This window comes from Enterococcus sp. AZ126 (genome assembly GCF_051714545.1).
Taxonomy (GTDB): domain Bacteria; phylum Bacillota; class Bacilli; order Lactobacillales; family Enterococcaceae; genus Enterococcus_L.
The window spans coordinates 2,574,758-2,599,951 of record NZ_JBIOSB010000001.1; the positions used below are offsets into that span (position 1 = coordinate 2,574,758).

General features: G+C 35.6%; 21 protein-coding genes. 14 read left to right on the forward strand and 7 right to left on the reverse strand.

The genetic code is table 11. The features are described 5' to 3' along the window. Positions 1 to 125 precede the first annotated feature (125 nt). Positions 126 to 1,079 carry an endo-beta-N-acetylglucosaminidase family protein gene (locus IGI43_RS12145; protein ID WP_438758047.1) on the reverse strand — a complete coding sequence of 318 codons (954 nt, stop codon included), beginning with the start codon at positions 1,077 to 1,079 and terminating at the stop codon, positions 126 to 128. Positions 1,080 to 1,644: 565 nt separating this feature from the next. Here IGI43_RS12145 and IGI43_RS12150 point away from each other — a divergent pair. The 3 genes from IGI43_RS12150 to IGI43_RS12160 all read left to right on the forward strand — a co-directional run bounded on the left by IGI43_RS12150 (position 1,645) and on the right by IGI43_RS12160 (position 8,030). Further along, entirely contained in the window at positions 1,645 to 3,807 is a 2,163-nt protein-coding gene (locus IGI43_RS12150; RefSeq protein ID WP_438758048.1) for a PBP1A family penicillin-binding protein, read from the forward strand. 68 nt (positions 3,808 to 3,875) lie between these two features. Beyond that, positions 3,876 to 4,217, forward strand: a complete 342-nt coding sequence (locus IGI43_RS12155) for a YlbF family regulator (protein ID WP_438758049.1) — start codon at positions 3,876 to 3,878, stop codon at positions 4,215 to 4,217. A gap of 546 nt (positions 4,218 to 4,763) precedes the next feature. Beyond that, complete coding sequence (locus IGI43_RS12160) at positions 4,764 to 8,030, forward strand: Ig-like domain-containing protein (RefSeq protein ID WP_438758050.1); 3,267 nt, start codon at positions 4,764 to 4,766, stop codon at positions 8,028 to 8,030. Between the two features lie 452 nt (positions 8,031 to 8,482). On the opposite strand, the gene IGI43_RS12165 is transcribed toward IGI43_RS12160, so the two are convergent. Continuing rightward, positions 8,483 to 9,310 carry a helix-turn-helix transcriptional regulator gene (locus IGI43_RS12165; protein ID WP_438758051.1) on the reverse strand — a complete coding sequence of 276 codons (828 nt, stop codon included), beginning with the start codon at positions 9,308 to 9,310 and terminating at the stop codon, positions 8,483 to 8,485. A gap of 125 nt (positions 9,311 to 9,435) precedes the next feature. Between IGI43_RS12165 and IGI43_RS12170 the strand changes: the two genes are divergently transcribed. Then, positions 9,436 to 9,930 (forward strand): GyrI-like domain-containing protein, encoded by a 495-nt coding sequence (locus tag IGI43_RS12170; RefSeq protein WP_438758052.1) that lies wholly within the window; start codon positions 9,436 to 9,438, stop codon positions 9,928 to 9,930. Between the two features lie 59 nt (positions 9,931 to 9,989). Continuing rightward, complete coding sequence (locus IGI43_RS12175; protein ID WP_438758053.1) at positions 9,990 to 10,367, forward strand: DUF1801 domain-containing protein; 378 nt, start codon at positions 9,990 to 9,992, stop codon at positions 10,365 to 10,367. Positions 10,368 to 10,389: 22 nt separating this feature from the next. Here the strand turns inward: IGI43_RS12175 and IGI43_RS12180 are convergent, their stop codons facing one another. Both IGI43_RS12180 and IGI43_RS12185 read right to left on the reverse strand, forming a co-directional pair. Beyond that, positions 10,390 to 12,075, reverse strand: a complete 1,686-nt coding sequence (locus IGI43_RS12180) for an IS1182 family transposase (protein ID WP_438758054.1) — start codon at positions 12,073 to 12,075, stop codon at positions 10,390 to 10,392. Between the two features lie 200 nt (positions 12,076 to 12,275). Beyond that, positions 12,276 to 13,463 (reverse strand): hypothetical protein, encoded by a 1,188-nt coding sequence (locus IGI43_RS12185; RefSeq protein WP_438758055.1) that lies wholly within the window; start codon positions 13,461 to 13,463, stop codon positions 12,276 to 12,278. A 402-nt stretch (positions 13,464 to 13,865) separates the two neighbouring features. On the opposite strand from IGI43_RS12185, the gene IGI43_RS12190 reads away from it, so the two are divergent. The 8 genes from IGI43_RS12190 (at position 13,866) to IGI43_RS12225 (ending at position 22,007) form a co-directional block, all read left to right on the forward strand. Continuing rightward, positions 13,866 to 14,471 (forward strand): CDP-alcohol phosphatidyltransferase family protein, encoded by a 606-nt coding sequence (locus tag IGI43_RS12190; RefSeq protein ID WP_438758056.1) that lies wholly within the window; start codon positions 13,866 to 13,868, stop codon positions 14,469 to 14,471. Between the two features lie 21 nt (positions 14,472 to 14,492). Then, positions 14,493 to 15,362: a phosphatidylserine decarboxylase gene (locus IGI43_RS12195; protein ID WP_438758057.1), complete on the forward strand. Its 870-nt coding sequence runs from the start codon at positions 14,493 to 14,495 to the stop codon at positions 15,360 to 15,362. Next, a complete protein-coding gene (locus tag IGI43_RS12200; RefSeq protein WP_438758058.1) occupies positions 15,355 to 15,795 on the forward strand; it encodes a hypothetical protein in 441 nt (146 codons plus the stop codon). Before IGI43_RS12195 ends, IGI43_RS12200 begins: the two co-directional genes overlap by 8 nt. Before the next feature lie 18 nt (positions 15,796 to 15,813). Further along, complete coding sequence (locus tag IGI43_RS12205) at positions 15,814 to 16,485, forward strand: metallophosphoesterase (RefSeq protein WP_438758059.1); 672 nt, start codon at positions 15,814 to 15,816, stop codon at positions 16,483 to 16,485. 169 nt (positions 16,486 to 16,654) lie between these two features. After that, a complete protein-coding gene (locus tag IGI43_RS12210) occupies positions 16,655 to 17,887 on the forward strand; it encodes a metallophosphoesterase family protein (RefSeq protein WP_438758060.1) in 1,233 nt (410 codons plus the stop codon). Next, positions 17,884 to 20,580 (forward strand): AAA family ATPase, encoded by a 2,697-nt coding sequence (locus IGI43_RS12215; protein WP_438758061.1) that lies wholly within the window; start codon positions 17,884 to 17,886, stop codon positions 20,578 to 20,580. Before IGI43_RS12210 ends, IGI43_RS12215 begins: the two co-directional genes overlap by 4 nt. Before the next feature lie 2 nt (positions 20,581 to 20,582). Next, positions 20,583 to 21,527 (forward strand): 3'-5' exoribonuclease YhaM family protein, encoded by a 945-nt coding sequence (locus IGI43_RS12220; RefSeq protein WP_438758062.1) that lies wholly within the window; start codon positions 20,583 to 20,585, stop codon positions 21,525 to 21,527. 18 nt (positions 21,528 to 21,545) lie between these two features. Next, positions 21,546 to 22,007, forward strand: a complete 462-nt coding sequence (locus tag IGI43_RS12225) for an ASCH domain-containing protein (protein WP_438758063.1) — start codon at positions 21,546 to 21,548, stop codon at positions 22,005 to 22,007. Between the two features lie 43 nt (positions 22,008 to 22,050). Here IGI43_RS12225 and IGI43_RS12230 read toward each other — a convergent pair whose 3' ends face one another. From IGI43_RS12230 to IGI43_RS12240, 3 genes are all read right to left on the reverse strand, one after another. Next, positions 22,051 to 23,082 (reverse strand): peptidylprolyl isomerase, encoded by a 1,032-nt coding sequence (locus tag IGI43_RS12230; RefSeq protein ID WP_438758064.1) that lies wholly within the window; start codon positions 23,080 to 23,082, stop codon positions 22,051 to 22,053. A gap of 466 nt (positions 23,083 to 23,548) precedes the next feature. Further along, positions 23,549 to 23,893, reverse strand: a complete 345-nt coding sequence (locus tag IGI43_RS12235; RefSeq protein ID WP_438758065.1) for a YtxH domain-containing protein — start codon at positions 23,891 to 23,893, stop codon at positions 23,549 to 23,551. Next, positions 23,893 to 24,321, reverse strand: coding sequence for an HIT family protein (locus IGI43_RS12240; protein WP_438758066.1), 429 nt, complete (start codon positions 24,319 to 24,321; stop codon positions 23,893 to 23,895). The genes IGI43_RS12235 and IGI43_RS12240 overlap by 1 nt, the downstream gene beginning before the upstream one ends. 135 nt (positions 24,322 to 24,456) lie before the next feature. Here IGI43_RS12240 and IGI43_RS12245 point away from each other — a divergent pair, with 135 nt between their 5' ends. Continuing rightward, positions 24,457 to 25,194 carry an ABC transporter ATP-binding protein gene (locus IGI43_RS12245; RefSeq protein ID WP_438758067.1) on the forward strand — a complete coding sequence of 246 codons (738 nt, stop codon included), beginning with the start codon at positions 24,457 to 24,459 and terminating at the stop codon, positions 25,192 to 25,194.

Below are 25,194 nucleotides of genomic sequence, written 5' to 3' on the forward strand. Positions count from 1 at the left end.
GTTAGGGTTGTTTGTTGGTATACATATATAATACAAATCAAATATGAATTTTTTGTGTACTAATTTATTCGAAACTGTAAAGCTTTTCTAAAGAAGTGTTTAAGTTTTACACGAAATTTCACTAACTAGTTGTTTTTCATTGAATTGATTAAACGGTTGGTCCAGCTAAAATCAGTTTTTGTGATCGTATCATCCCCGAATTGTTTGCCATCTCGATCGATCGCATAAACGAACATGCCGCCTTTTGGGCCATCTTTTGGATTCCATTTCGCATAAGAATATGCCCGACTTGTTTCATAAGGTTCTACAGTATCATTCCAACGATTACGATCTTGTTCTTCTGGGAAAGAGACTCCAGGAAGAATTTGTTGCGGTGTAATCGAAGTTTTATAAGTGTTCCATGTATTATCTAAAGAACTAGCTGACCGGCCGTATGCTTGGATAAATAGATAGTCAACATAAGAAGCAACTTTTTTAAATAAAGAATGATTATCTTTATTCGTATCATAAATCAACAACTTCCCAGTATTGGAATTTGGACCTAATTTTTTAGATAATGCTTTGAATGTACCAGCAGCCATTTCCTCTTGTTTAGCAGTTAAACTAGATTCCATATCAATATCCAGTCCGTCTAAGTTCCATGGAGTCAGATAAGTATCGATCAAGTGTTGTGCATATTTATCATATTCTGCAGCTGTTGGTGTTTGGCCGGTATGAGGGACAGCCCAAACTTCTCTAATATCAATCGTCCGAATGACACGAGTTCCTCTAGCATGTAATGTCGGAACATAAGTATCTTTTAATGTATCCCAAAATTTTTGTTGATTTGTCCCAGGATTGACATAATGGAAAACTGAGACAATATCTACGTCTTCAGGAATATCTGTCATCGCAGTAACATTTTGATCAGGTAATGTAGAATTTGCATTGTGAGGCATCGTAACGTCTCGCCATGTGCGATAATAAGCCATCATGATCGGATCTGGCGTTGTTTGCGCTGCATCTGACTGATCAGGTAGTAAACTAAAACTTAGTAAAAAGAAAACCGGAATAAGTAAAAGTGGAAGCTTTTTTAACATAAGAATTCTCCTTCTCTATTTTTTGTAAAGCGGTTACATTCTAAGGGAAGTGTACCATAAAAAAATCTATAATAGCAACTTGAAATGTTCTGACAGATGAGTTGAAAAGAAGTTTTATAACTAATTATAGCTGGAAATTTTCGCAGAACAAAAAGATGAGGCTAAACGGTGGGAGCAGAAGCAACTCCCTCTTATTTCTCGGAGTTAAGCACTTCTGTCCCAACCTCGAAAAGGAGTTAGAAAATGAAAAAGTGTTTTGTTAGGGTTGTTTGTTGGTATACTTGTATAATAAAGGGAAAATATGATTTTTTTTATGATCAAAGGATTGCTAAATCAGCATTTTTTTCAAGAAAAATAAGAATTTATCGTTCAAAACACGATTTTACTCTATACTACCATTGATTTCTTGAGGGATTCTTAAACTTTTCTACATAAAAATAAAAGAAAAGCATGGTAAAATAAGCAAAACAAAATTTATGTGCATTATTCATGCTAAAGCCGTATGAATAATAGTTACGATATATGTTAAAATGGCTTAGAAACTTTTATATAAAGAGGGAGCACTATGGACTTTAAAACAATTATGGGAAAAATAAAATCCGGTTTTCAGAGCTTTTGGGCTTGGATCAAACCGTATCTTGTTCGTTTTCATCACTGGAGAAAACGAATTTGGAAGAAATATCAAGTCAATAAAATCATTTTACTGCTAGGTATGGTCGTTATTTTAGTGACGAGTATCTATTTATTTACATTAGCGAAGTCAGCGAATGTGGGGTCGTTAAAAAAAGGACTGGAAGAATCAACTGTCATCTATGATAAAAATGGAGAGGTAGCAGGCAAGCTGTTTGGGCAAAAAGGAACCTTTGTGACTATAGACCAAATTTCTCCATATGTTAAAGATGCATTGATTTCAACCGAGGATCGAAATTTTGAGACGCATCATGGATATGATATCAAAGGGCTTTTACGGGCAGTCGTTGGAAAAGTAAGTCTTGGTATGATTGGCGGAGGCGGTGGTGGTAGTACGATTACTCAACAACTAGCTAAAAATGCCTATCTTACACAAGAACAAACGATGACGCGTAAAGCAAGAGAGCTATTTCTAGCAATTGAAATCGAGAAAAAATATGACAAACAACAAATTCTTGAAATGTATTTGAATAATTCATACTTTGGAAATGGTGTTTGGGGGATTGAAGATGCATCTCATAAATACTTTGGAGTCAGTGCAAGTGAGTTATCGGTTGGTGAAGCAGCGACTTTAGTTGGTATGTTAAAAGGACCAGGTATCTACAATCCGCTCGATTATATCGAAAATTCGGTCAATCGCCGCAATACGGTCTTACAATTAATGGTAGATAATGGCAAATTATCTCAAGGAGAAGCAGATGCTCAAGCAGGTGTCGATATGGCAAGCATCTTGGCGGACAATTATTCGGATCAAAATTCAGATTACAGATATCCTTACTATTTTGATGCGGTCATTGATGAAGCCGTAAATAAATATGGACTAAAAGAAGAAGATCTACTAAACAAAGGGTATAAAATATACACAGCATTAGATCAAAACTATCAAAAAGCGATGGAAGAAACGTATGCTAATGACGCATTATTTCCACCAAATGCAGAAGATGGCGCAATGGTTCAAAGTGGTTCTGTTGCACTTGATCCAAAAACTGGTGGTGTACAAGGTGTAGTTGGCGGTCGTGGCGAACATGTGTATCGTGGTTTTAACTTTGCGACCCAAACCAAACGTTCACCAGGATCATCTTTAAAACCAATTTCAGTTTATACACCTGCCTTAGAATCAGGAATGAAACCAAATAGTATCTTAGAAGACAAACCGCAAGATTATTACCCTGCTGAAAACTACAGCCGTACGAATAGTGGGGAAGTGCCGATGTACCAAGCGTTAGGTGAAAGTTTGAATTTACCAGCTGTTTGGACGCTGCATAAAATTGGTCTAGATAAAGGGTTTGAAAAAACAGAAAAATTTGGAATTCCTTTAGACAAAGAAGATAAATATTATGGATTAGCTTTAGGTGGTTTGAAAACAGGCGTATCTCCTTTAACGATGGCGAATGCATACAGCCCATTTGCGACTGGCGGTTCTCAGTCAGAAGCTCATTTGATTACGAAAATCGTTGACTCTACAGGAGCGGTAATCGAAGATAATACCAAGGCTAAAACAAAGCAAATTATTACAAACGATACTGCAGAACAAATGACAAGTATGCTTTTAGGTGTATTTAGTTCAGGAACAGGGATCAACGCTGATCCAGCAGGATATGTGATGGCAGGTAAAACAGGAACCACAGAAACCAATTTTGATACAGATAAAACAAATGATCAATGGGTCGTTGGCTACACACCAGATGTCGTTGTCGCAACTTGGTTAGGATTTGAACAAACGAGCGAAAATCATTATTTGCAAGGTAGTAGTGCGACACATGCGTCTACCGTTTTCAGCAGCCAAACCCAAGGGATTTTACCGTATACTGCACAAACACCATTTACGGTAGCTGATGCGTATGCAACAGGGGGCGTAGTACAACCGGCTGGAGAGGTTCCATCTACTGAAACGAACGAAGCTTGGAAAGATAGTGTCAAAGATATCGGTGGTCAAGTCACAGAGGGAGCCAAAGATATCGGCGGTAAAATAAAAGAAGGTTGGGATAATACCAAAAATGGACTGAAAAACTTCTTTGGTGGTTTAACAGGCGAATAATCGGTTTGAAAACCAATCAAAGAATGGTACAATCAAAGAGAAGAATTTATAGAAACGAGGGAGATTGCATGAGTAATATTTATGATACAGCCAATCAAGTAGAGCGTGAAATTCGTGATTTAGAGGAATTTAAAGCATTAGAACAAGCTTACGATGAAGTAAAAGCAGACGAAGAAGCGTATAAATTATTCAAAGAATTTCAAACGTTCCAACAAGGATTACAAGAAAAACAAATGCGTGGAGAAGAATTCTCAGAAGAAGATGCTGAAAAAGCTCAAGCTTTAGCAACAGAAGTTCAAAAAGCAGAAGTGATCAATCAATTGATGCAAAAAGAACAAGCTTTTAGCATGATTGTGAATGATTTGAATCGTATTATTATGACACCGATTCGTGATTTGTATAACGATTAATAGGCCAATATATAAGCTTTTAGAGACAATTGATAGGAAGTATCGTCAATTGTGTTTAAAGGCTTTTTTTATATACTTTAATCGTTGGTTTTAGGTGAAGGAAAGAATGATACATTTTATATTAAGTTAGTAAGTAGTTAAAAGTGATTTTGCGCAGATGCAGCGAGATCTCTTTTTTTTAATTTATATGTATGTGACTGATCAGTATTTACAAAAGTATGTTAAATCAGATTTTCTTAATTAGATGAGTCCTAAAAACAGTCATATTAGTAGAATTGAGAGTCATTGTCGGTTAAATGAATGATACAACATTATCAGTTTTAAAAAGAATTAGTAATTGTTGACAATAGGTTAGTCGATCAATTATTAATAAGGTATCTGTTGTTCTGTAGATAAGTAATTAATTAATATATAAAACAGAAAAATTATATTTTTATTCACAAAAAGTTGTGTATTTCGAATCATATCTTTTGACGTATAAAAATATAAGCTGTTATCTTTATATTAGAAATATAAATTAAATTGACAATAAAAGGAGAAAATTCAATGATTAAAAAATATTTTTTAGTTACTTTGTTAGGGACACTGCTGATTTCTACTTCAGTCATAAATATGACTACACAGGCTAATGCTGAAGAAGATTTTACTGGTTCAGGAAGAGCAACAACAGTAGTACCAGGTACGCAAGAAAGTCAGATTGAAACGGCTTTTAGAAACCCATCAACTTATTTTGATCCTACGGAAGGTATGGTTACAATAAGCAATTTTAATATACAAGGATATACGGATCGTTTAGTTGTTTCATTCGATCCTATTACTGAGAACTTGTATGGGATGAGAGTAAGTGCAGATGGTACAGTCCAGTCTAGAAATATTGTTGATAAAGCGAATACCAGTACATATGGTGAAAGTATTTTTGGTTTTAATACTAGGGCTCAGATTAAGTATAATAGGACTACTAACCAGTTTAATGTAAATACTAATAATAACGGAAATCATATTGCAAGAGCCTACACATTCACTGGTGCTGGTTCTACAAATTATGTTGGTATTGTAAATAATGCGATTCCCAAAATTCAAAAAGTTACTGTAAAATACGTTAATGTTGATACAAATGAAGAAATTAAGACTGAAACTGTTTTTAATGAATATGGTGCTCAAGACTACACAATAACTGTACCGCAAACAGTAAACAATTTAAGATATATAAAAACTGAGGACACCGGGAACGGCTATATATCAACAAAAGATATAGTAATCACAAATTATTATTCAGATTTAGCAATTAATCAACCAACAGAAGGCGAGTCTAACGTCACGGGAGTTGCTACACCGGAAGATACAATTAGGGTAACTGATGCAGATGGTAATACAATCGGTCAAGGAGTAGTAGATAGTGATGGGAACTATGCTATTACACCAACACGACCTCTCGTTGTTGGAGAAACTATAACAGTTACTTCATATGACCCTGATAACAATGAAGGACCTTCAAAAAATGCTACGGTTATTGCGTTCGATGCGAATGCACACAAACCAACAATCAATCAACCCAGTGCAGGAAGTGATCCAATTACAGGAACTGGTACACCTGGAGATACGGTTGTCATCACAGATGCGGATGGGAATACAATCGGTACAGGCACAGTAGATGGGGATGGCAACTACTCAATTACACCAACGCGACCAGTGGTAGAGGGAGAAACCGTTACGGCAACTCCAACAGATCCAAACGGGAACGAAGGAACGTCTACAAACACCAATGTAGGAACAGGTGATTTTGATGCGGATGCACATAAACCAACAATCAATCAACCCGGTGCAGGAAGTGATCCAATTACAGGAACTGGTACACCTGGAGATACGGTTGTCATCACAGATGCGGATGGGAATACAATCGGTACAGGCACAGTAGATGGGGATGGCAACTACTCAATTACACCAACGCGACCAGTGGTAGAGGGAGAAACCGTTACGGCAACTCCAACAGATCCAAACGGGAACGAAGGAACGTCTACAAACACCAATGTAGGAACAGGTGATTTTGATGCGGATGCACATAAACCAACAATCAATCAACCCGGTGCAGGAAGTGATCCAATTACAGGAACTGGTACACCTGGAGATACGGTTGTCATCACAGATGCGGATGGGAATACAATCGGTACAGGCACAGTAGATGGGGATGGCAACTACTCAATTACACCAACGCGACCAGTGGTAGAGGGAGAAACCCTTACAGCAACTCCAACAGATCCAAACGGGAACGAAGGAACGTCTACAAACACCAATGTAGGAACAGGTGATTTTGATGCGGATGCACACAAACCAACAATCAATCAACCCGGTGCAGGAAGTGATCCAATTACAGGAACTGGTACACCTGGAGATACGGTTGTCATCACAGATGCGGATGGGAATACAATCGGTACAGGCACAGTAGATGGGGATGGCAACTACTCAATTACACCAACGCGACCAGTGGTAGAGGGAGAAACCGTTACGGCAACTCCAACAGATCCAAACGGGAACGAAGGAACGTCTACAAACGCCAATGTAGGAGCAGGTGATTTTGATGCGAATGCACACAAACCAACAATCAATCAACCTAGTGCAGGAAGTGATCCAATTACAGGAACTGGTACACCTGGAGATACGGTTGTCATCACAGATGCGGATGGGAATACAATCGGTACAGGCACAGTAGATGGGGATGGCAACTACTCAATTACACCAACGCGACCAGTGGTAGAGGGAGAAACCGTTACGGCAACTCCAACAGATCCAAACGGGAACGAAGGAACGTCTACAAACACCAATGTAGGAACAGGTGATTTTGATGCGGATGCACATAAACCAACAATCAATCAACCCGGTGCAGGAAGTGATCCAATTACAGGAACTGGTACACCTGGAGATACGGTTGTCATCACAGATGCGGATGGGAATACAATCGGTACAGGCACAGTGGATGGGGATGGCAACTACTCAATTACACCAACGCGACCAGTGGTAGAGGGAGAAACCCTTACAGCAACTCCAACAGATCCAAACGGGAACGAAGGAACGTCTACAAACACCAATGTAGGAACAGGTGATTTTGATGCGGATGCACACAAACCAACAATCAATCAACCCGGTGCAGGAAGTGATCCAATTACAGGAACTGGTACACCTGGAGATACGGTTGTCATCACAGATGCGGATGGGAATACAATCGGTACAGGCACAGTGGATGGGGATGGCAACTACTCAATTACACCAACGCGACCAGTGGTAGAGGGAGAAACCCTTACAGCAACCCCTACAGACCCAAACGGGAATGAAGGGACGTCTACAAACACCAATGTAGGAACAGGTGATTTCGATGCGAATGCACACAAACCAACAATCAATCAACCCGGTGCAGGAAGTGATCCGATCACAGGGACAGGGACACCCGGAGATACGATTGTCATCACAGATGCGGATGGGAATACAATCGGTACAGGCACAGTAGATGAGGATGGCAACTACTCAATTAAACCAACGCGACCATTGGTAGCGGGAGAAACCCTTACAGCAACTCCGACAGATCCAAACGGGAATGTAGGAACTTCAGCGAGTATCGTTGTTGGCAAACTGAAAGCTAACAGTGAAAATGGTACAGGGAATATCAAAGAAAATCAATCTTCAAAAAATGGTTTGAATCAAAAAAGACTGTTAAATGCGGGTACTACTGAATCATTAGGTTTATTTTTAATAGGTGCCATTTTGATTTCTTTATCTGGATATTTATTTTTAAGAAATAAAGGTAAAAGGAAAGTTTTATAAACTATCATTGAAAAGTGATTATGGTGATACCAAATAAAAATGTAGTATCGACAATACAGTGAAAGAATTTATAATATATAAAACCAAGGGTATTAGGTACCCTTGGTTACAGTATGGGTCAGAATAAATTATTCTGACTTTATTCATGTCCAGTAAAGTACACTTTTAAAGTACAAAAGCAATTATTGTTTTTGCAATTGTAATAGCGTGAATTTTAATTGAACAGTAATTAATCAAAAACATTGGTTTTAGGTTAAGTAAAAACGATACATGGACTACTTGGGGTAATTTAATTTATGTTACGTTTGACGATTCTTAGAAGCAGCTCTTGAAAGTAGTTAAAAGCTCTCAAAATGTTCTGAGAGCTTTCTCTGCGAGTAATCGAAAAATAGGTTGAATAACTATTTCAATTTGATATAACTGTATAAATACGCCTGAAATAGAGAAATGTATTAATTATTTAGATGTTTTTTTAACTTCTCAATAGTATTATTTTCCTCAGAAGGTATATTGATAAATAGAGTTAATTCCTCCCCTATATTATTCATATATGAAAAGCTTAGAAATTCAAAAGAAAGAGCTTCCAAATCAGGATGAATAATTAATTTATTTAAAGTATTTATATTCATCACTTCATGTTTATCCCAGCACGCTTTAAAAAAATCACTTCTTGTTTTCATTGATTCGATAAAGTTTAATAAATCATCGTTTTTAAATTCTTTAGAAAAAGTTAGGCGAAACTGTGCTAAAAGTTCTTTGGCTTTTGCTTGCCAATCAGAAAAAAGAATTTGGTAATGTTTATCTAAGAAAATTAATTCAATCAAATTTTCATAAGCTAAATCTTGACCACTATCATAAACATATGAAGCAATCTCATTAGCAAGAATAATATTCCAATGTCTATCTAAAATCATCGACGGAGCTAACTCAAGTGAATCTAAAACAAACTTTAGAGAAGGTGGTAATTTTGTTCTTATTCCTTGGCTTGATTTAATAGAGGCATAACCAGCTAATCCTAAAGCGTATTTTTTTTCGGTTAATGAACATTGCAAAGTAGATAATATACTTGATAATAAGTGTTGTGAGACTTGGATATCTCGACCTTGTTCAAGCGAAGTATACCAGCTTAAACCTACACCAGATAGTTCAGCAACTTCTTCCCGTCTTAATCCACTAGTTCTTCTGACACCTTGAACTATGATACCTACATATTCTGGGAGAGTAGCGTCTCTTTTTCTTTTTAAAAAATCTCCAAGTTCTTTTTTAGAGTTATAAGTCATTCGTTTTATCTCCCTAGTACTAATTATCCTATGATAATTTCAATTCTATCTATATTAGTATAGCAAGGTTACAATGTAAAAGTAAACTTAGAGACAAATTAAACGATAGAGAGTAGGATAGCCAAATGAAACAACTAATATATACAACTGAAAAGAAAAAAGCATTTAACTTGGTCGGTTATAAAGATGAATTATCTTTAGTTAATGGTAAAGAAAATTACGAAAAGATTATTTCTAAATGGCGAAGTTTAACTGAAACTCAAATGGGAAAATTATTTCCTTTAATGGATGGTTTTATTCCTACATTAGTGGGAGTTTCTGAAAAAATAAGTGCTACCAAATTTAACTATTCTATAGCAGTTACTACGAAAGAAAGTAATGTAGATCAGTTATATACTTATAAAATTCCTGAATTAGAGTGGATTATAATTCCATGTGTTGGTGCTATTTTTAATACTGAATTAAGCTCTATGGTTAAACTGAAAGAGCAAGTGTTACATGGCTGGTTGGAACAAGAAGGTTATATCGAAGATAAGTATCCACGAGTTGAGGTGTACCCTCAAGGTGATATGGCAAGTTCTGATTATGAGTCAGAGATCTGGATACCTATAGCAAAATAATTGATAATACCTTACAAAAATGTAAGAGATAGTTATAAATGAACTGAGAGGAGATATACATGGAAGTAACAGATGTTCCCAGTATTTATAGTGATTATTCCCAGAATGAACAAGATAAAATACAAGAAATAATTGGTGTTATTGTATCAGTATCAGAAGATTTAAATATAGAGTTAACTACTAGTATAAAATGGAATCAACTATCTTTTTCTTGCCAAAATGGAACCCCCATTCGAGTAGACCGTTTTTCAGAAGGTGTTATTGGCATTTTTGTACATTGTCAAACTACATTAGTTGAAGAATGGAGAGAAATATTTGGAGGAACAATGCTTTATTCTAAAACAAGGGCTATCTTATTAGATTCTAATAAACTATTACCTGAAAAAGAATTAGAAATGTGTATACAAATGGCATTAAATTATAAAAAAAGAACTTAGTATAATACAACTTATAGATATTTTATTTATGAGCTTGGGACGTAAGTCCCAAAAACCTTAAAATAAAAGACCGAAAATCGTAAAAAATGATTTTCAGTCTTTTATTTTTTAGATTATGGGGAGAATCCTTCATGTTTTCTAGCTTACTTAGCCTATATTTCCTTAAATTTACTGCCATTAACGCGAATCCAATTTCATTGTGTGCCTGTTGTTTCCCTCGAACAGAGAACCGAGTGAACCCTAAACAAGCCTTCAAATGTCCGAAAGCTGGTTCGACGTCAATTTTTCGTTGACGATAGAGTTTACCTGTTTCTTCTTCTGAAAGCAGCTGTTGAATTCTTGCTTTAAAGTATTCCCAATTCATGTTCTTTTGAATCTCACGATTCTTGTCACTCTTCGCTTTTGTACACTGGCTTCGAAGAGGACAATTCGAGCAGTCTTCACATTCATACCGTTTTAAATAACGTTTAAAGCCATATTTATCTGTACGAATAGAATAGTTTCGAAAATTCATTTTTCGTCCGTTTGGACAAAGAAACGTATCATCTAATTCCTGATACGACCAGTTTGCTGGAAGGAACGGATTTTGTTTAAACTTTTTCTTCTGTTCTTTATGGTACATGGCATAAGTGATGAGTGGTGTTCGCTCGTGATCCTCTAAAACCGCTTGATAGTTTTCTTCTCCTCCATAGCCGGCATCTGCGACAATATAGTTTGGCAGATCAAAGAAACGCTCTTTTAAAGTGGTTAAAAAAGGGCGCAATGTTCGTGTATCTGTTGGATTTGAGAAAAGATCATAGCCTAAAATATACTGACTGTTCGTGACGATTTGAAGATTATAACCTGCTTTCAACTGACCATTTTTCATATGATCGTCTTTCATGCGCATAAAAGTGGCATCTAGATCAGTTCTAGAGTAACTGTTTCGTTGCCCTAAAATCTGTCTATGTTTTTGATAAGCGAGTTTTCGCTCTTTAAAGTCCTTGAAAAGTGTCCTTAATTTTTTAGGAATTTTTCGTTTAGAACGGATTGATTTGCGCGTAATTCCATCCTCTGCTTGTTCGATTTTTTCTGTAAACTTTTCGACAACATGCGCGAGATTTTCTTCAATCTTACCTAATTCAGTGACAGATAATTCTTTTGAGGACTCTCGCTCAATTTCAGGAATAATTTGATTCTTTAACAATTCATCGTAGAGAAAATTTGATTTTTCAGTAAGCTTTTTATCAAAGTTATCAATGGATTTTCTCCAAACAAAGGTGTATTTATTGGCGTTGGCTTCAATCTTTGTACCATCGATAAAAATGGCTTCTTCATCGATTAATTGTTCCTTGACTAATTGGCTACGGAACTGGACGAAGCACTCCCGAAGGAGTGCATTCACTAAAGGATTCACTCGAAAACGATTGATGGTTCGATAACTAGGTTGATAACTTTGAGTAAGCCACATCATGCGAATACTGTCTTTCGTCAAGGCTTCAATCTTGCGACCAGAAAATACAGATTGTGTGTAGGCACATAAAATCATCTTCATCATCATTTTCGGATGATAAGAAGAAGGCCCCATTTGATGATGAAAAGGAAGAAAGCGTTCCTCCGGAATACTTTCAACTAATTGATCAATGACAAACGCAATATCGTTTTTTTCTAACTGAAAACTAAAATCTAGAGGAAGAACGACTTGATTTGTGGTATAATTTTTAAACATAAGAACACCTCGCTGACTTATTTGTTTAGTCACTTTTATTTTAGCAAAGGTGTTCTTATTTTTGTACAAAAAAACAATCCAGATGCCAATCAATTTGACTGGTATCTGGATTTTTCGTTAGTACTTACGTCCCAAGCTCTATACTTCACTTATTAATTAAAAGAGCTATTTCAACCTAATAGATTAGAAGTAGCTCATCATTAGAAGATATAGGTAAAATTATTCTCCACCCTATCTGCACCATAATAATCTTGTTCAGCCTTTCCTATAGCTATTATCTCTTCCTTTATAACGGCAGTATCAAGTGAATATTCAGTAATAACGTCTTGATACAGCTCAAAAATATAGTATTCCGAAAATTTTTGATAAGGCAGTCCTAAGCAAGCGATGTAGAATTTCTCTTGTGACCATTTGTTAATGTCTTCTCCAAGATATTTAGTCATATTTGAGAAAACAGTTCCGTTGATATTAGTTCTGATATTACAAATGTAGATACTTAATAAATACTCGCTGAATCGATTGCTATTTACATAGTTATTTTTATTGTAGTATTCCTGCATACTATCAAAAATAATGTTTGTATATAGAATTTCAAATACCTTTCTTGAAAGTATCTTATTGTAACCTGATTCAAGAGAAACACTCCGTAACAACTGCATTTCTAGAGTCGAATAGCCACGAATAATTTGTGGAATATTACTATACCTTTTTAGTGTGTTTCTGATGCCTATATCCTTGAGTGATTTCCAAAAAGTCTTCATTTTAGATGAAAGTAATTCGAATGAAACAGAATGCCCGTTTTTGGTTCTGGAAAGATAAGTTTTGTCTTCCATACATACCAAAATTTGAAAGTATTCTTTGTACGGATCTAAATCACTTTCATTTATAGGTGGGATAAACACTTCCTTGAGTAAGGAATGGAAACTCTTTACTTTAAACTTTTCTTGTGACATTTTAAATATTGCTATGAAAAAAAAGATTATCGATAACCCTTGAACTAAAGAATTACTGAGAGTAAAAGGAAAGAAGTTTATTTTTGAAATATAAGTTTGAAATCTGGTGCTAGCAAAGACAAAGGAAATTAACAAAAGTATGAACTGATACTGAAAGACCATTAAAAACAAGAAATCTAGAACCTTGTATCTTAGCTTTGTAATAAATTTAATTTTTTCCGAATCCTCAGTTAAAAATTCAAGATAGAGAAATGAAACAATAAATAAAAACAATAGACTTTCTTTAATACTTATAATTTTTAGTATGACTAAACCAAATGTCATTAAATAAAATAATATCATTTTTTGAGTTTCAGACATTCTGGAATAATTCATAATTGTTATACAAGCAAAAAGAAAAAGAAAGAATATGTTATCACCAAACAATCCATTCATTAAATACGACCTCCTATACAGTCTTTGTATATTATATCACTCAATTTATTTGATTTGTTAAAATTAGTAAAAATAGAAAGTTATTTGGGAGAGAAATGAAAGTAAGTAGATGTAAAACTTCAATCTGAAACTATCAAAACTTAAAAGTATCGATCGAATAAAATCAAGCAATAGGAGTCAGGATACTAAGCTATCAAAAGATACGATCATAATTTAAACAATAATAGGGCTTGCACAAAAAAAGTGTATCAGTTTCTCTAAAATTTGCGCTTCCCAAAAACATTAGAAAAAGGGATCTTCTATGACTGCAATCAAAAAAACAAAATCTAAAAAAATTTCCCAAATTATGTTACTTTAATGCTATAGTAATATTAAAAGAAAAAGGATTGGGGAACAAAAGGTATGATTGGTATTTACGATTACACGGTTATTTTAACTTATGGGAATGCAATGTTTTCTATTGTTGGTATGTATTTAGCCCTTACGCAGCATGTTGTCGAAGCTATTTTTTGTTTAATGCTCTCGGGTATTTGTGATATGTTTGACGGATTCGTGGCTAACCTTAAAGAGCGTACAAAAAATGAAATGTGCTATGGTATTCAAATCGATTCATTAGCAGATTTGATTAGTTTTGGGGTTTTTCCAACTGTTATCGGCTACGCATCTGGACTCACACAGGGAATTTATTTTCCCTTATTTGTATTTTATATATTAGCCGCATTGATCCGTTTAGCTTACTATAACGTGACTGAGATGGAAAGAAAAGAATGCACGGAAGGGTGCCGTGAATATTATGAAGGACTGCCAGTAACTAGTAGTGCCGTGTTGATTCCACTGTTATTTTTTATTGCAGGTCGTTTCAACATCGCTATTACATTAGTCTATCCAGCAGTATTATTAATGATTGGACTTTTATTTATTTCAAAGATAAAAATCAAAAAAGTTGACCCTAGAAAATTAGCTATTGGGGCATTTTTAGGAGCAGTTGTTGCTTTTTTTGTTCGCTAAATTTTTCAAAGGGGTAAATGCATGGAGAAGTATTTTAAAACAAAGCCTATCAGTGAAAAGGATAGTTGGTCGTTACATTTTTTATATAAAAATCCAATTGGCCGCATTATTTTAAAAGGAATCATTCAACCACCATTCACAAAAGCTGCAGGTGTTTATTTAAATAGCTCGTTGTCAAAAGGCATGATCAAGCGTTTCATCAAGAAAAACAATCTTCAAATGGGCGAATATGAACCTGCGACATATACGTCATTCAATCATTTTTTTATGCGTGAAATCAAACCAGAAGCGCGTTTATTAACTCAAAATAAAGCATTTTTGAATGCACCTTGTGATAGTAAGGTCACAGCATATCCAATCGATGAAAATCAACTGTTTAAAGTAAAACATTCTGAATATAATCTTGCAGAATTACTTGGTAGTACAAGTCTTGCGGAAGAGTGGCAAGCAGGTTGTGCTGTCATTTTTCGTTTAACGCCTGATGATTATCATCATTATTATTTTATCGACAAAGGAACGATTATTGAGCATCAGAAAATAGCTGGTATTTTTCATACAGTTCAACCGATCGCAATCCACAATGAGCCAGTCTTTTCTAGAAATGCAAGAGAAGTTACAGTGATTGAGACTGAGAATTTTGGGAAAGTTGCGCAAATCGAAGTGGGTGCGTTAATGGTAGGGAAAATCAAAAATCTGAAAAATTTAGGTAGTTGTCAGCGATTTGAGAAAAAAGGTTGGTTTGAATTTGGCGGCTCTACCGTGATTTTATTATTTCAAAAAAACCAAGTAAAGATTGATTCAGAAATAGAGCGAAATACTGAGAATAATCTTGAAACGATTGTGAAATTTGGACAAATTATTGGTGAAAAACTGGAGGAAACTCATGAATAAGTTGGCATTTTTGATTATTGGAGTATTGTTTCTTTTAGGTAATTTTTACATTGGTAGAAAGCTTATATTCATAGTAGAACAGTTTTCCTTTTTTAAGAATCCATTGATTTTATGGGTGTTGATCGGCCTATTAGCAATCGCATCGATGCTGACAATGCTATTGTTTGATACGAATGTAGGTAGTTTGATTGGCAAAATTGGTAGCTACTGGTTATCATTCTGGTTTATATCTTTAGCCATTTTTGGGCTAACAGACTTGATCATGAAAATTGCAGGAAAAATCACAACGATCCACTCAAGAACAGAATTTGTGCTGTGGTTGGGCGCAACTGTTTTAATTGTTGTTCTATTCTGTTATGGCACATGGCAAGCACAGCAAATTAGAACCGTTAAGTATCAAGTAGTAATGGGAAAATTAGTAAATAACAAATAAAAAAAATTAAATGCTGTATTGATCAGTGATTTACATTTAGGCTATGTGAATGACGTAAATAAGTTGAAAAAAATTGTAAGTAAAATCAATCAACTGACCCCAGATATTGTATTTATCTCAGGAGATTTGTTTGATGGGAATTATAATGCATTGCAGGATGTAGAAGGGATGAAAGAACAATTCAAACGACTTTCTTCTACTTGTGGAACGTATATGTGCTGGGGAAATCATGACGCTGGAGAAACATTTGAAAAGATGAAGACGCTAGTTGAAGCATCGGATATTACATTACTGGAAGATGAAATGACGATTGTTGGTGAAGAGATTTTAGTTGTTGGCAGAAAAGACAGTCGTCCAATTGGTTCACAAGATGGCACTAGAAAAAGTATGCAAGACCCATTCAAAAAGGTCGGCAATCAATTGCCTAAAATCATCTTAGATCATCAGCCATCAACAATTGATGAATATAAGCAAGCAAATGAACTGATTCTTTCGGGTCATACTCATCAAGGGCAAATTTTTCCGTTTAACTTAGTAACAAAAGCTTATTTTACTGTTGATTATGGCTATTATCGCAAAAATGAACATAGTCCTCAAGTGATCGTTTCTTCAGGTGTTGGAACGTGGGGACCACCGATGAGGATTAGTACTCAAAGTGAGATTGTTCAAATCGAGATCATAACTGAATAGATACAATGATTAGAAGCTAGAATGAAACTCACAGAGTCGAATAGTAGCTTCTTTTATTTTATCATAATAAAAAAATGAAAAACGAACAAATTTTCGTATGTTTTTACTGACCGCTTCTGAATAAAATGATATGATTAAAGAAAACAATTAGGACGAATAGGAGGATCTAATGAAAGTATTGCATACAGCAGATCTACATCTGGATCGGTCTTTTGAAGGCTTAAAAAAGAGCCCAAAACAAATCATTGAAAAATTACAAGATGCGAACCATGAAGTAGTGACTTCGATTGTTGATATAGCGCTGGAAAATCAAGTGGATGCGGTTATTTTTGCTGGAGATACCTTTCATCAAAGTCGGACATCAATCAGAACACAAGCGTACTTTATCGAGGAAATGAAACGTTTAGATCAAGCGGGAATTCCTGTAATCATGACATTTGGGAATCATGATTATTATGTAGCTGAACGTTACTGGTTCGATTTTCCTAAAAATATGTTTCTTTTTCAGCAAGAACATGTTGAGACGCATTATTTTATGACCAAGAATCAAGAAAAGGTAGCAGTCTCAGCCTTTAGTTATGAGCATTCTTGGATCAATGATAACAAACTATCTGCTTTTCCTGCAAAAGATCCGGCAGCGGATATACATATCGGAATTTATCATGGAGATACGGTAAATAATGGTCAGCAAAATTATGCACCGTTCTCCTTTAATGAGATGAAAACTAAAGGCTATGATTATTGGGCTTTAGGCCATATTCATCAACCTCAGGTAGTAAGTGCAGAGCCTTTGATTGTATATCCAGGAACACCGCAAGGACACACTAAAAAAGAACGAGCAGTTCAAGGCGTGGCAATCGTCTCGATAGAATCAGGACATGCAACTGTTCGATTTGAGCCAGTAGCCAAAGTCACTTGGCAGGTGGAGAAGTATTCATTGAGCAATACAAGAAGTTTGCAAGAGTCATTGAGTATACTTACTGAACTTCTTTTAAAAGAGAAGGCAAACAATAAACAAGTAGTCTTAAAGGAAATCAAATTGACAGATATAGAACAACTTGGCGAAGAATTCCAACTAGCATACGAAAATGGTGAACTACTTCAGTATTTACAAACAACCTTACTGCAACAAACAAATCGATCATTGTTTTTATTCAACGTACATATGATGACGGATGATCTTGATAAAAAGATGACGATTACGGCAGCACCGGAATTATTAACTCAATTAGAGAAAAACTTTTTACAGCCAGAAATATTTTCAAATACTTTACAAGAGCTCGTGCAAAACCCGCTATTTTTTTCAATCGTACAAATAAATGAAGAATGGCGCAAGCGCAGTATTGACCATGCGGATCAAAAAATCAAAGAAGATTTTGTCATTCAGGAGGATCGATCATGAAACTCATTGCAATAGAACTTGTAGGATTTGGCAAATGGCAACAGCATAAAATTGAGTTTCTACCAAAAAACCAATTATTATTCGGTGCAAACGAAGCCGGTAAATCAACGATTTATCAGTTTATTCAAGCCATGTTTTTTGGATTTCCTGCTAAGGGCAAACGAAAAAAAGATTACCAGCCGAAAAATGGAGCAGCCTATGGCGGACGATTATGGTTTTCCCATCCTGTTTATGGAGAAGTGCAAGTTGAACGATTCAAAGGGCAAAATAAAGGCCGAGCGAAAGTTTATTTTAATGATCAAATAGGCGATGAAGCAACGCTAGAAAAGATGATTCATCCGCTGACGAAAGAACTATTTCAGTCAGTATTTACCTTTCAGCAAGAGCAACTCAGCCAATTAGAAAAATTAAATGAAGAAGAACTGCAAACATCGTTACTTTCTTTGGGATTGTCTGGAAGTCAACAATTATTAGTGAGTAGAGAAGACTATTTTAAGAGCGCTCAGACAATTTATAAGGGAAAAGGTAGTCAACCACTATTGAATCAAAAGTTGAGTGCATACCAAAGCATACAACAGCGTATCAACGAAAAAGAACAACAGGAACGTCCCTTCCAACAATTAGTTGTTGAACTTTCAAATACTGAGCAATTGATCGCTGAAAATCGCCAAAAAATGCAAGAAGTCAAGAAAAAATTAATGATTGTAGAAAAGCAAGTGATGAACTTGCCTCTATACGAAGAGTTGCAATCTATCGAGCAATCGAAGACAACTATTGTACTAAAACCAGAAGAGCAAGAACATTTACTTTCGATTTATCAGCAGTATCGTTTTTTGAGTGAAGAATTGACTCGTTTGAATCAAAGTATTGCTGAACAAAGTGAGACGGAAGAAGAGACGGATGACTATCAGTTTTACTTAAAAGAAGAAGAACATATCCATCAGTTACTCAATCAACGGTATGATATTGATAAATTGCTATCTGAAATTAGTTGGATGAATCAATCATTACAGCAGAATCAACAAGAAATGTTGGCCTTAGAAAAGAAGTGGGAATGGAACTCAGAGACACCACCACAATTATCCTTTGAAGAGCAAGAGATCAATGCAATGAGAGATGAAATCGTTTCTCGCTCGGTCAAGTTGCAATCTACTCAGACCGACTTACAGTTGTTAGAAGAAGAAATTTTGACACGTGAAGAAAATTTAAGTACCTTTGAAGCGATCAATAAAGAAATGTTTCGAAAAAACGATAGACAAGACAGTAAAACGATTAATCTATTGTTTTGCGGATTTGCAGGAATTATTTTGTTATTGAGCTTCTTTTTACCCGTACCGCTTCGATATGGAATCTTAGTTTTAAGTGTAGGTTTTCTGATTGCAGGTATAGTGCCCCTTTTTTATAAACCAAAAGACACCTATGAAAATGAAAAACGGCAATGGCAGGAAAAGTTATCACAATTAGATTATTTAAATGATCAGCTACTCAAAATAAAAGCTGAAATCAAAAAAATCCGTGAGGAAGAAAAAGAAATGGCTCGATATATCGCTCAAAAGGTAAAAGAAAATCATTTGGGGCGTATGGATCAAGTCGAGATTTGGCTGACGCATCGGGCAGATATTACCCGTTATTTGATTTTATTAAATACGAATCAAGAACTTGAACACCAATTGAAAGCCGATCAAAACCGCGTGACTATTTTAATAGAACAGACAGAGCGCTATACTGCAAGATTACCAATTGCTGGAACTTCATTAGCCCAACGAGTAGGCGCAATCAGTAGTTTTGCTGATAAAATGGAGAAAGTTCGTTTTGCAAAAGAATATCAGGCTGATGCCTATTCACGTCAAACGATTCGAGAAGTCAAAGAAAAACAGCAGCATGTGATCGATCAAGCCAGTCCACTATTGCAGAGATTCCAGATGAATTCAATAAATGAAATTCCAGCAAAAATTCAGGGCTATCAAGAAGCTACGGCAAATCACAAACGAAAGCAAGAATTGCAAACGATGTTGGTTGGACTATTTTCAGACTCGAGTGAGACAAAACAATTACCGTCCAAACAAGCTGAATTGGCACAACAACTTAATGAAATAGAACATACTATCCAACAATTGCAAGAAAAAGAACAAAAAATCCTTTATCAGCGGCAGCAAATGATCTCAGACGGTACATTAGACGAACTGTATCAAGAACAAATGGAACTGAAGACGGAAATCGAAGAACTTGCATTAGATTGGTCAGCGTATCAATTAGCTGGTCAGTTGTTAATGGATCTTTTAACAGAATTGTCAGAAAAACAACTACCTAATTTATTGAAAAAAGCGACAGACTATTTTAAACTCTTGACCCAAAATGCATATCGCGGCATTCAGTTAAATGAAGAACAATTGATTGTTATTCGTGAGGATCAGCAACATTTTATGCTCCATGAGTTATCCACCGGTACAAGAGATCAAGTCATCATGGCAGTTCGTTTTGCATTTCTCTATTTACAAGAACAGCGTAGTTTATGTCCAGTTATAATCGATGATGGCTGGCTGCATTATGACAGTCAAAGAAAAGAGCAATTAGCACAATTATTTGCTGTTTTTTCTGAGCATCAGCAGGTCATTTGTTTTTCTTCTGACCAAGAAATGGTAAGCTATTATAAAGAGTTGAAACAACCGATCATTGAATTAGAAGGAGTGTAAGTATGAAAAAAATCCGTGAATTATCTGTAGATGAAACATTTGAATTATTTCTTTTGATCAAAAATGCTGATGTACGTATGGCAAAAAATGGTAAAAAATTTATCGCGTTTACTTTCCAAGATACATCGGGCACGATCGACGGGAAATATTGGGATGCTTCAGAAGAAGAAATCAGTCGCTTTACAGCAGGGAATGTTATTCTTTTAAACGGTAAAAGAGAAGTGTATCAAGGCAATCCTCAAGTGAAAATCGTTCATATGCGTGTTGCTCGTCCAGATGAGCCTAGTCAGCCTACATTGTATATGGAGCGGGCGCCATTGAAACGAGAAGATATGGTAGAAGAAATCAACCAAACGGTCTTTGAAATCACAAATGCTCATTGGCAACGAATCGTTCGCTATTTATTGACACAATACCAAAAAGAATTTTTCGATTACCCAGCAGCAAAACGGAATCATCATGCATTTGCTAACGGTTTGGCGTATCATACGGTGTCTATGCTTCGTTTAGGAAAAGCTATCTGTAAAGAATATAGTGAACTGAATGCGGCGTTACTTTATTCAGGGATCATTTTACATGATTTAGGGAAGGTAAAAGAACTCTCAGGCGCAATGACGACTGAATACACACTTTCAGGAAATTTGATTGGTCACTTAGTTCTTGTTGATGAAGAAATCACGAAAGCGTGTATTGCGCTAAAAATCGATGAAAATGATGAAGATGTGATTGTGTTGCGTCATATGGTTCTAGCACATCATGGATTATTAGAATATGGTTCCCCTGTTCGACCAAGAATCATGGAAGCTGAAGTACTACATCAAATCGACAACATAGATGCCTCGATCCAAATGATGTTAGGCTCTGTTCGCCAAACAGAACCAGGACAGTACACAGACCGAATTTTTGGGTTAGATAATCGTAGCTTTTATGTGCCGAAAGATATCTAAGTGAATGAGGAGATAACAATGAATCAATCAGCAATAGAATTGTGGGAGAAATTCAAGGATCTACATACAATCACACATGATGAGTACGAAACTTGGGCCTTTGGAAACTCGCCAAAAATGGCAGATGAGCTATTAGCTCATGTTCTTAAAGGAGAAAAGACAGGTACATCCTCATTGCATCTTTTGTATGAACAAGAGTTTGAAGATGAAAAATTGCCAAAAGTTGGCGATTATAGTGTACTTTTGAGTGGCAATGATCAAGCACAAGCGATTATTTGTACAAAAGTCGTTGAGATTCTTCCGTATATTCAACTATCAGAAGTACATGGCTATCTAGAAGGGGAAGGAGATCGCACATTACGCTATTGGCGCAGTGTCCACCAACCCTTTTTTGAGCAAGCATTAGAAAAGTATAACTTAACTTTTTCTGAAGATATGTTGATTGTTTACGAAGTATTTGAATTAGTTTTTCAAAAATAGTACACAAAAAAAGAGATGAATTTCATCTCTTTTTTTTGTGTACTTATTTAGAAGAGTCTTCCGTTTTGCTTGATGATGCTTCTGTCTTGCTTGAAGAATCTTTAGATTTTTCAGAATCGCTTGATTTAGACTCTTTTTCTTCTTTCTTAGAAGAATCACTTGAAGCGGCTGAATCTTTAGATTCAACTAAGCCAGCTAATACTTGATCAAATGCTTTGTCTTTGATTTTAACATTTGCTGCTGTTAAAACTTCAGAAGTTACTTTTTGAGTGAATTCTTGGTCCGTTAATTTTGCTTCTTCAGCAATTTTTGTTAACTCTTTTTTGTAAGGAGCCATGTCATTGCCTTTGTCTTTGTTTTTAATCATTTTTACGATAGTGAATGTTGATTGGTAACCAGTAGAATCAGTTGCTTGGATTGGTTCAGAAACTTCACCGTCTTTTAATTTGAATGCTGCTTCTTTTACAGCCGGTGCAATTGTTTCTGTTTGAGAATCAAATTTCACTTTACCGCCATCATTTTTTGTTGCTGCATCAGTTGATTTCTCTTTAGCGATTTTTGCAAAGTCGCCACCATCATCTAATTGTTTTTTGATTTCTTTTGCTTCGTCTTCAGTAGCTACTTGGATTACTTGTGCTTCTACTTCTGGGTGGAATGTTTCCCAAGCAGTTTTTAAATCTTTATCTGTAATTTTGATGTGTGCTTTAAGACCTGCTTGATAAGCTAAACTTTGTTTGATTTGTTCTTTGTAGCTTTTTTCTGTCAGACCTGCTTGTTTTAATTGATCTACAAAGTTTCCGCCTTGGTCTTCAATGCTTTTCTTCGATTCATCAAACTTAGCTTGAACGTCTTTTTCAGAAACGTCTTTGCCGTATTGTTGATCGAATACTTTAAAGATGATCATTTGTTGAACAAGTTGTTGACTTTGTTGACTTGTTTTTGTTTGATTGTAAAAATCGTCAACAGTGATTGTTCCACCTTTCATTGTTGCGATGTCTTGTGAACCGCCTGAACAAGCAGCTAGTGTAAAAATACTGAATATGCCTGCTGCAGCTAAAATTAGTTTTTTCTTCATTTTCGTAAGCACTCCTAGGGTTATTTTATTTTTTATTATGTAGAAATTAATTCTCACGGTTATAACTATACCACACTCTGTTTCATAAAAGAAACACGTAATTCATTCTTTCAAAGAATTTTCGAATTTAGGACACAATTTCCTCTATAAATTTAGTGAATTTAGCGTAAATGATGAAACTAATTGGTGAATTAAATGAGTTGCATCCACTAAAAAATGTAATTAATTGAATTAAAAGAAAAAATGCCTACCTATCAAATAGTAAAAGTTACGGTTACGTTACAGCTAAAATGCAGATGAAAGACAGACGAAGAAACTTCTTTTGGAATAGGCTGGAGTTCACAATAATTTACAGAATGCAGTTAATCATTCAACAGTGAAATTGAAAACTCCGTGTTTCTTGCCAATTTTGTAAATTGCTTCTTATTTTTTCGAGAGTAATTATTTTTGCCACAGGTTCTAATAATCATTCGTTTTCTGAGGGCATCTCGGGTAGTTCAGTTTGTATCTTTTCAACTTGTTCTTGAATTTGTTCTATTCTTGGCTCTGCTTGAAACATAAAGTTTTCAACATCCTGATTAACGCCATCAATAAAAGGCTCAATATACATGTCAGCCGCCGCTTGTAATGCGTGTGCGGATTCCTTGAACTGGTCTAATTTCTCAGTGAAATCTTCTTTTAAATCGGACCACTCTTCCAATTCATCTACAAATTTTTGACGAGTAGCTTTACCACTTCTTGGTGCAAAAAGTAAACCACCGGCAGCCCCTACGACAGCACCAAACAAAATTCCTTTAGAAAATTTTCCCATTATTGTTCCACCTGCTTCATGATTTTTTCAGCGATATCTTGCATTTCCTCTGGCGAATAGACACCTTGATTATTACCAAAGTGAATGGAAAAGTCATCTGTTTTACCGTAACGAGGGATTAAATGGATATGAGAATGAAAAACAGATTGATAGGCTAATTCTTTATTATTATTGATAATATTCAATCCCTGCATATCAGGAAATGCTTTTTCAAGAGCACGTGCTACTTTAGGTACACATGCAAAAACCTCTCCTGCAAGTGTTGGATCGTACTCAAAAATGTCGGTGACATGTTCTTTAGGCACAAGGAGTGTATGACCTTTCGTTACTTGAGTAATATCTAAAAAGGCATAAACCTTGTCGTCCTCATAAACTTTATAACTTGGAATTTCTTGATCGATGATTTTACAAAAAATACAATCTGTCATGGTTTCCCCTCTTTCATTATGCTGTTTCTTCTACTTTACCATATCTTGAAATTTATTTGGTAAGAAAAGTTCATGAAACCTTCAAAAAGTTCGTGGTATAATAGATTTACGATAAAAATAGTTGGAGGTACATTAATGAGTTTAATAATTGAACATTTAACAGGAGGATATGGCCATATTCCTGTATTAAAAGATATTAATTTTGACGTAAAATCGGGTGAAATGGTTGGTTTGATCGGTTTAAATGGGGCTGGTAAGAGTACAACCATAAAAAATGTGATTGGCTTGCTAACGCCACAAAAAGGGAAAGTCTCTATTGATGGTGAGACATTAAAGCAACAGCCGGAAAGTTACCGCAAGAAAATCGGCTATATCCCTGAAACACCTTCTTTATATGAAGAATTAACTTTAAGAGAGCATATCGAAATTACAGCAATGGCATATGATATTCCGATTGAAGAAGCTTTTAAGCGCGCAGATGCATTGTTGAAGACATTCCGTTTAGAAAATAAATTGGATTGGTTTCCAGCTAATTTTTCAAAAGGAATGAAACAAAAAGTGATGGTTTTATGTGCCTTTTTAATTGAACCAAGTTTATATATTATCGATGAACCGTTTTTAGGATTAGATCCCTTGGCCATCCACGCGTTATTAGAATTGATGGATGATATGCGCAATCAAGGTGCGGCAATTTTAATGTCGACGCATATTTTAGCTACGGCTGAACGTTACTGTGATCGTTTTGTTGTTTTACATGATGGGGAAGTTCGAGCTGTAGGTTCGATGGAGGAGCTAAGGGAAGAATTTAGTTTACCAGGTTCTTCTCTAGATGATATTTATATCGCATTAACAAAAGAAGAAAAGGTGGGTTAG

Bases quoted from the DNA above. Each gene is read 5' to 3' on its own strand.
- IGI43_RS12145 (WP_438758047.1), bottom strand. From the start codon at position 1,079: ATGTTAAAAAAGCTTCCACTTTTACTTATTCCGGTTTTCTTTTTACTA.
- IGI43_RS12150 (WP_438758048.1), top strand. From the start codon at position 1,645: ATGGACTTTAAAACAATTATGGGAAAAATAAAATCCGGTTTTCAGAGC.
- IGI43_RS12155 (WP_438758049.1), top strand. From the start codon at position 3,876: ATGAGTAATATTTATGATACAGCCAATCAAGTAGAGCGTGAAATTCGT.
- IGI43_RS12160 (WP_438758050.1), top strand. From the start codon at position 4,764: ATGATTAAAAAATATTTTTTAGTTACTTTGTTAGGGACACTGCTGATT.
- IGI43_RS12165 (WP_438758051.1), bottom strand. From the start codon at position 9,310: ATGACTTATAACTCTAAAAAAGAACTTGGAGATTTTTTAAAAAGAAAA.
- IGI43_RS12170 (WP_438758052.1), top strand. From the start codon at position 9,436: ATGAAACAACTAATATATACAACTGAAAAGAAAAAAGCATTTAACTTG.
- IGI43_RS12175 (WP_438758053.1), top strand. From the start codon at position 9,990: ATGGAAGTAACAGATGTTCCCAGTATTTATAGTGATTATTCCCAGAAT.
- IGI43_RS12180 (WP_438758054.1), bottom strand. From the start codon at position 12,075: ATGTTTAAAAATTATACCACAAATCAAGTCGTTCTTCCTCTAGATTTT.
- IGI43_RS12185 (WP_438758055.1), bottom strand. From the start codon at position 13,463: ATGAATGGATTGTTTGGTGATAACATATTCTTTCTTTTTCTTTTTGCT.
- IGI43_RS12190 (WP_438758056.1), top strand. From the start codon at position 13,866: ATGATTGGTATTTACGATTACACGGTTATTTTAACTTATGGGAATGCA.
- IGI43_RS12195 (WP_438758057.1), top strand. From the start codon at position 14,493: ATGGAGAAGTATTTTAAAACAAAGCCTATCAGTGAAAAGGATAGTTGG.
- IGI43_RS12200 (WP_438758058.1), top strand. From the start codon at position 15,355: ATGAATAAGTTGGCATTTTTGATTATTGGAGTATTGTTTCTTTTAGGT.
- IGI43_RS12210 (WP_438758060.1), top strand. From the start codon at position 16,655: ATGAAAGTATTGCATACAGCAGATCTACATCTGGATCGGTCTTTTGAA.
- IGI43_RS12215 (WP_438758061.1), top strand. From the start codon at position 17,884: ATGAAACTCATTGCAATAGAACTTGTAGGATTTGGCAAATGGCAACAG.
- IGI43_RS12220 (WP_438758062.1), top strand. From the start codon at position 20,583: ATGAAAAAAATCCGTGAATTATCTGTAGATGAAACATTTGAATTATTT.
- IGI43_RS12225 (WP_438758063.1), top strand. From the start codon at position 21,546: ATGAATCAATCAGCAATAGAATTGTGGGAGAAATTCAAGGATCTACAT.
- IGI43_RS12230 (WP_438758064.1), bottom strand. From the start codon at position 23,082: ATGAAGAAAAAACTAATTTTAGCTGCAGCAGGCATATTCAGTATTTTT.
- IGI43_RS12235 (WP_438758065.1), bottom strand. From the start codon at position 23,893: ATGGGAAAATTTTCTAAAGGAATTTTGTTTGGTGCTGTCGTAGGGGCT.
- IGI43_RS12240 (WP_438758066.1), bottom strand. From the start codon at position 24,321: ATGACAGATTGTATTTTTTGTAAAATCATCGATCAAGAAATTCCAAGT.
- IGI43_RS12245 (WP_438758067.1), top strand. From the start codon at position 24,457: ATGAGTTTAATAATTGAACATTTAACAGGAGGATATGGCCATATTCCT.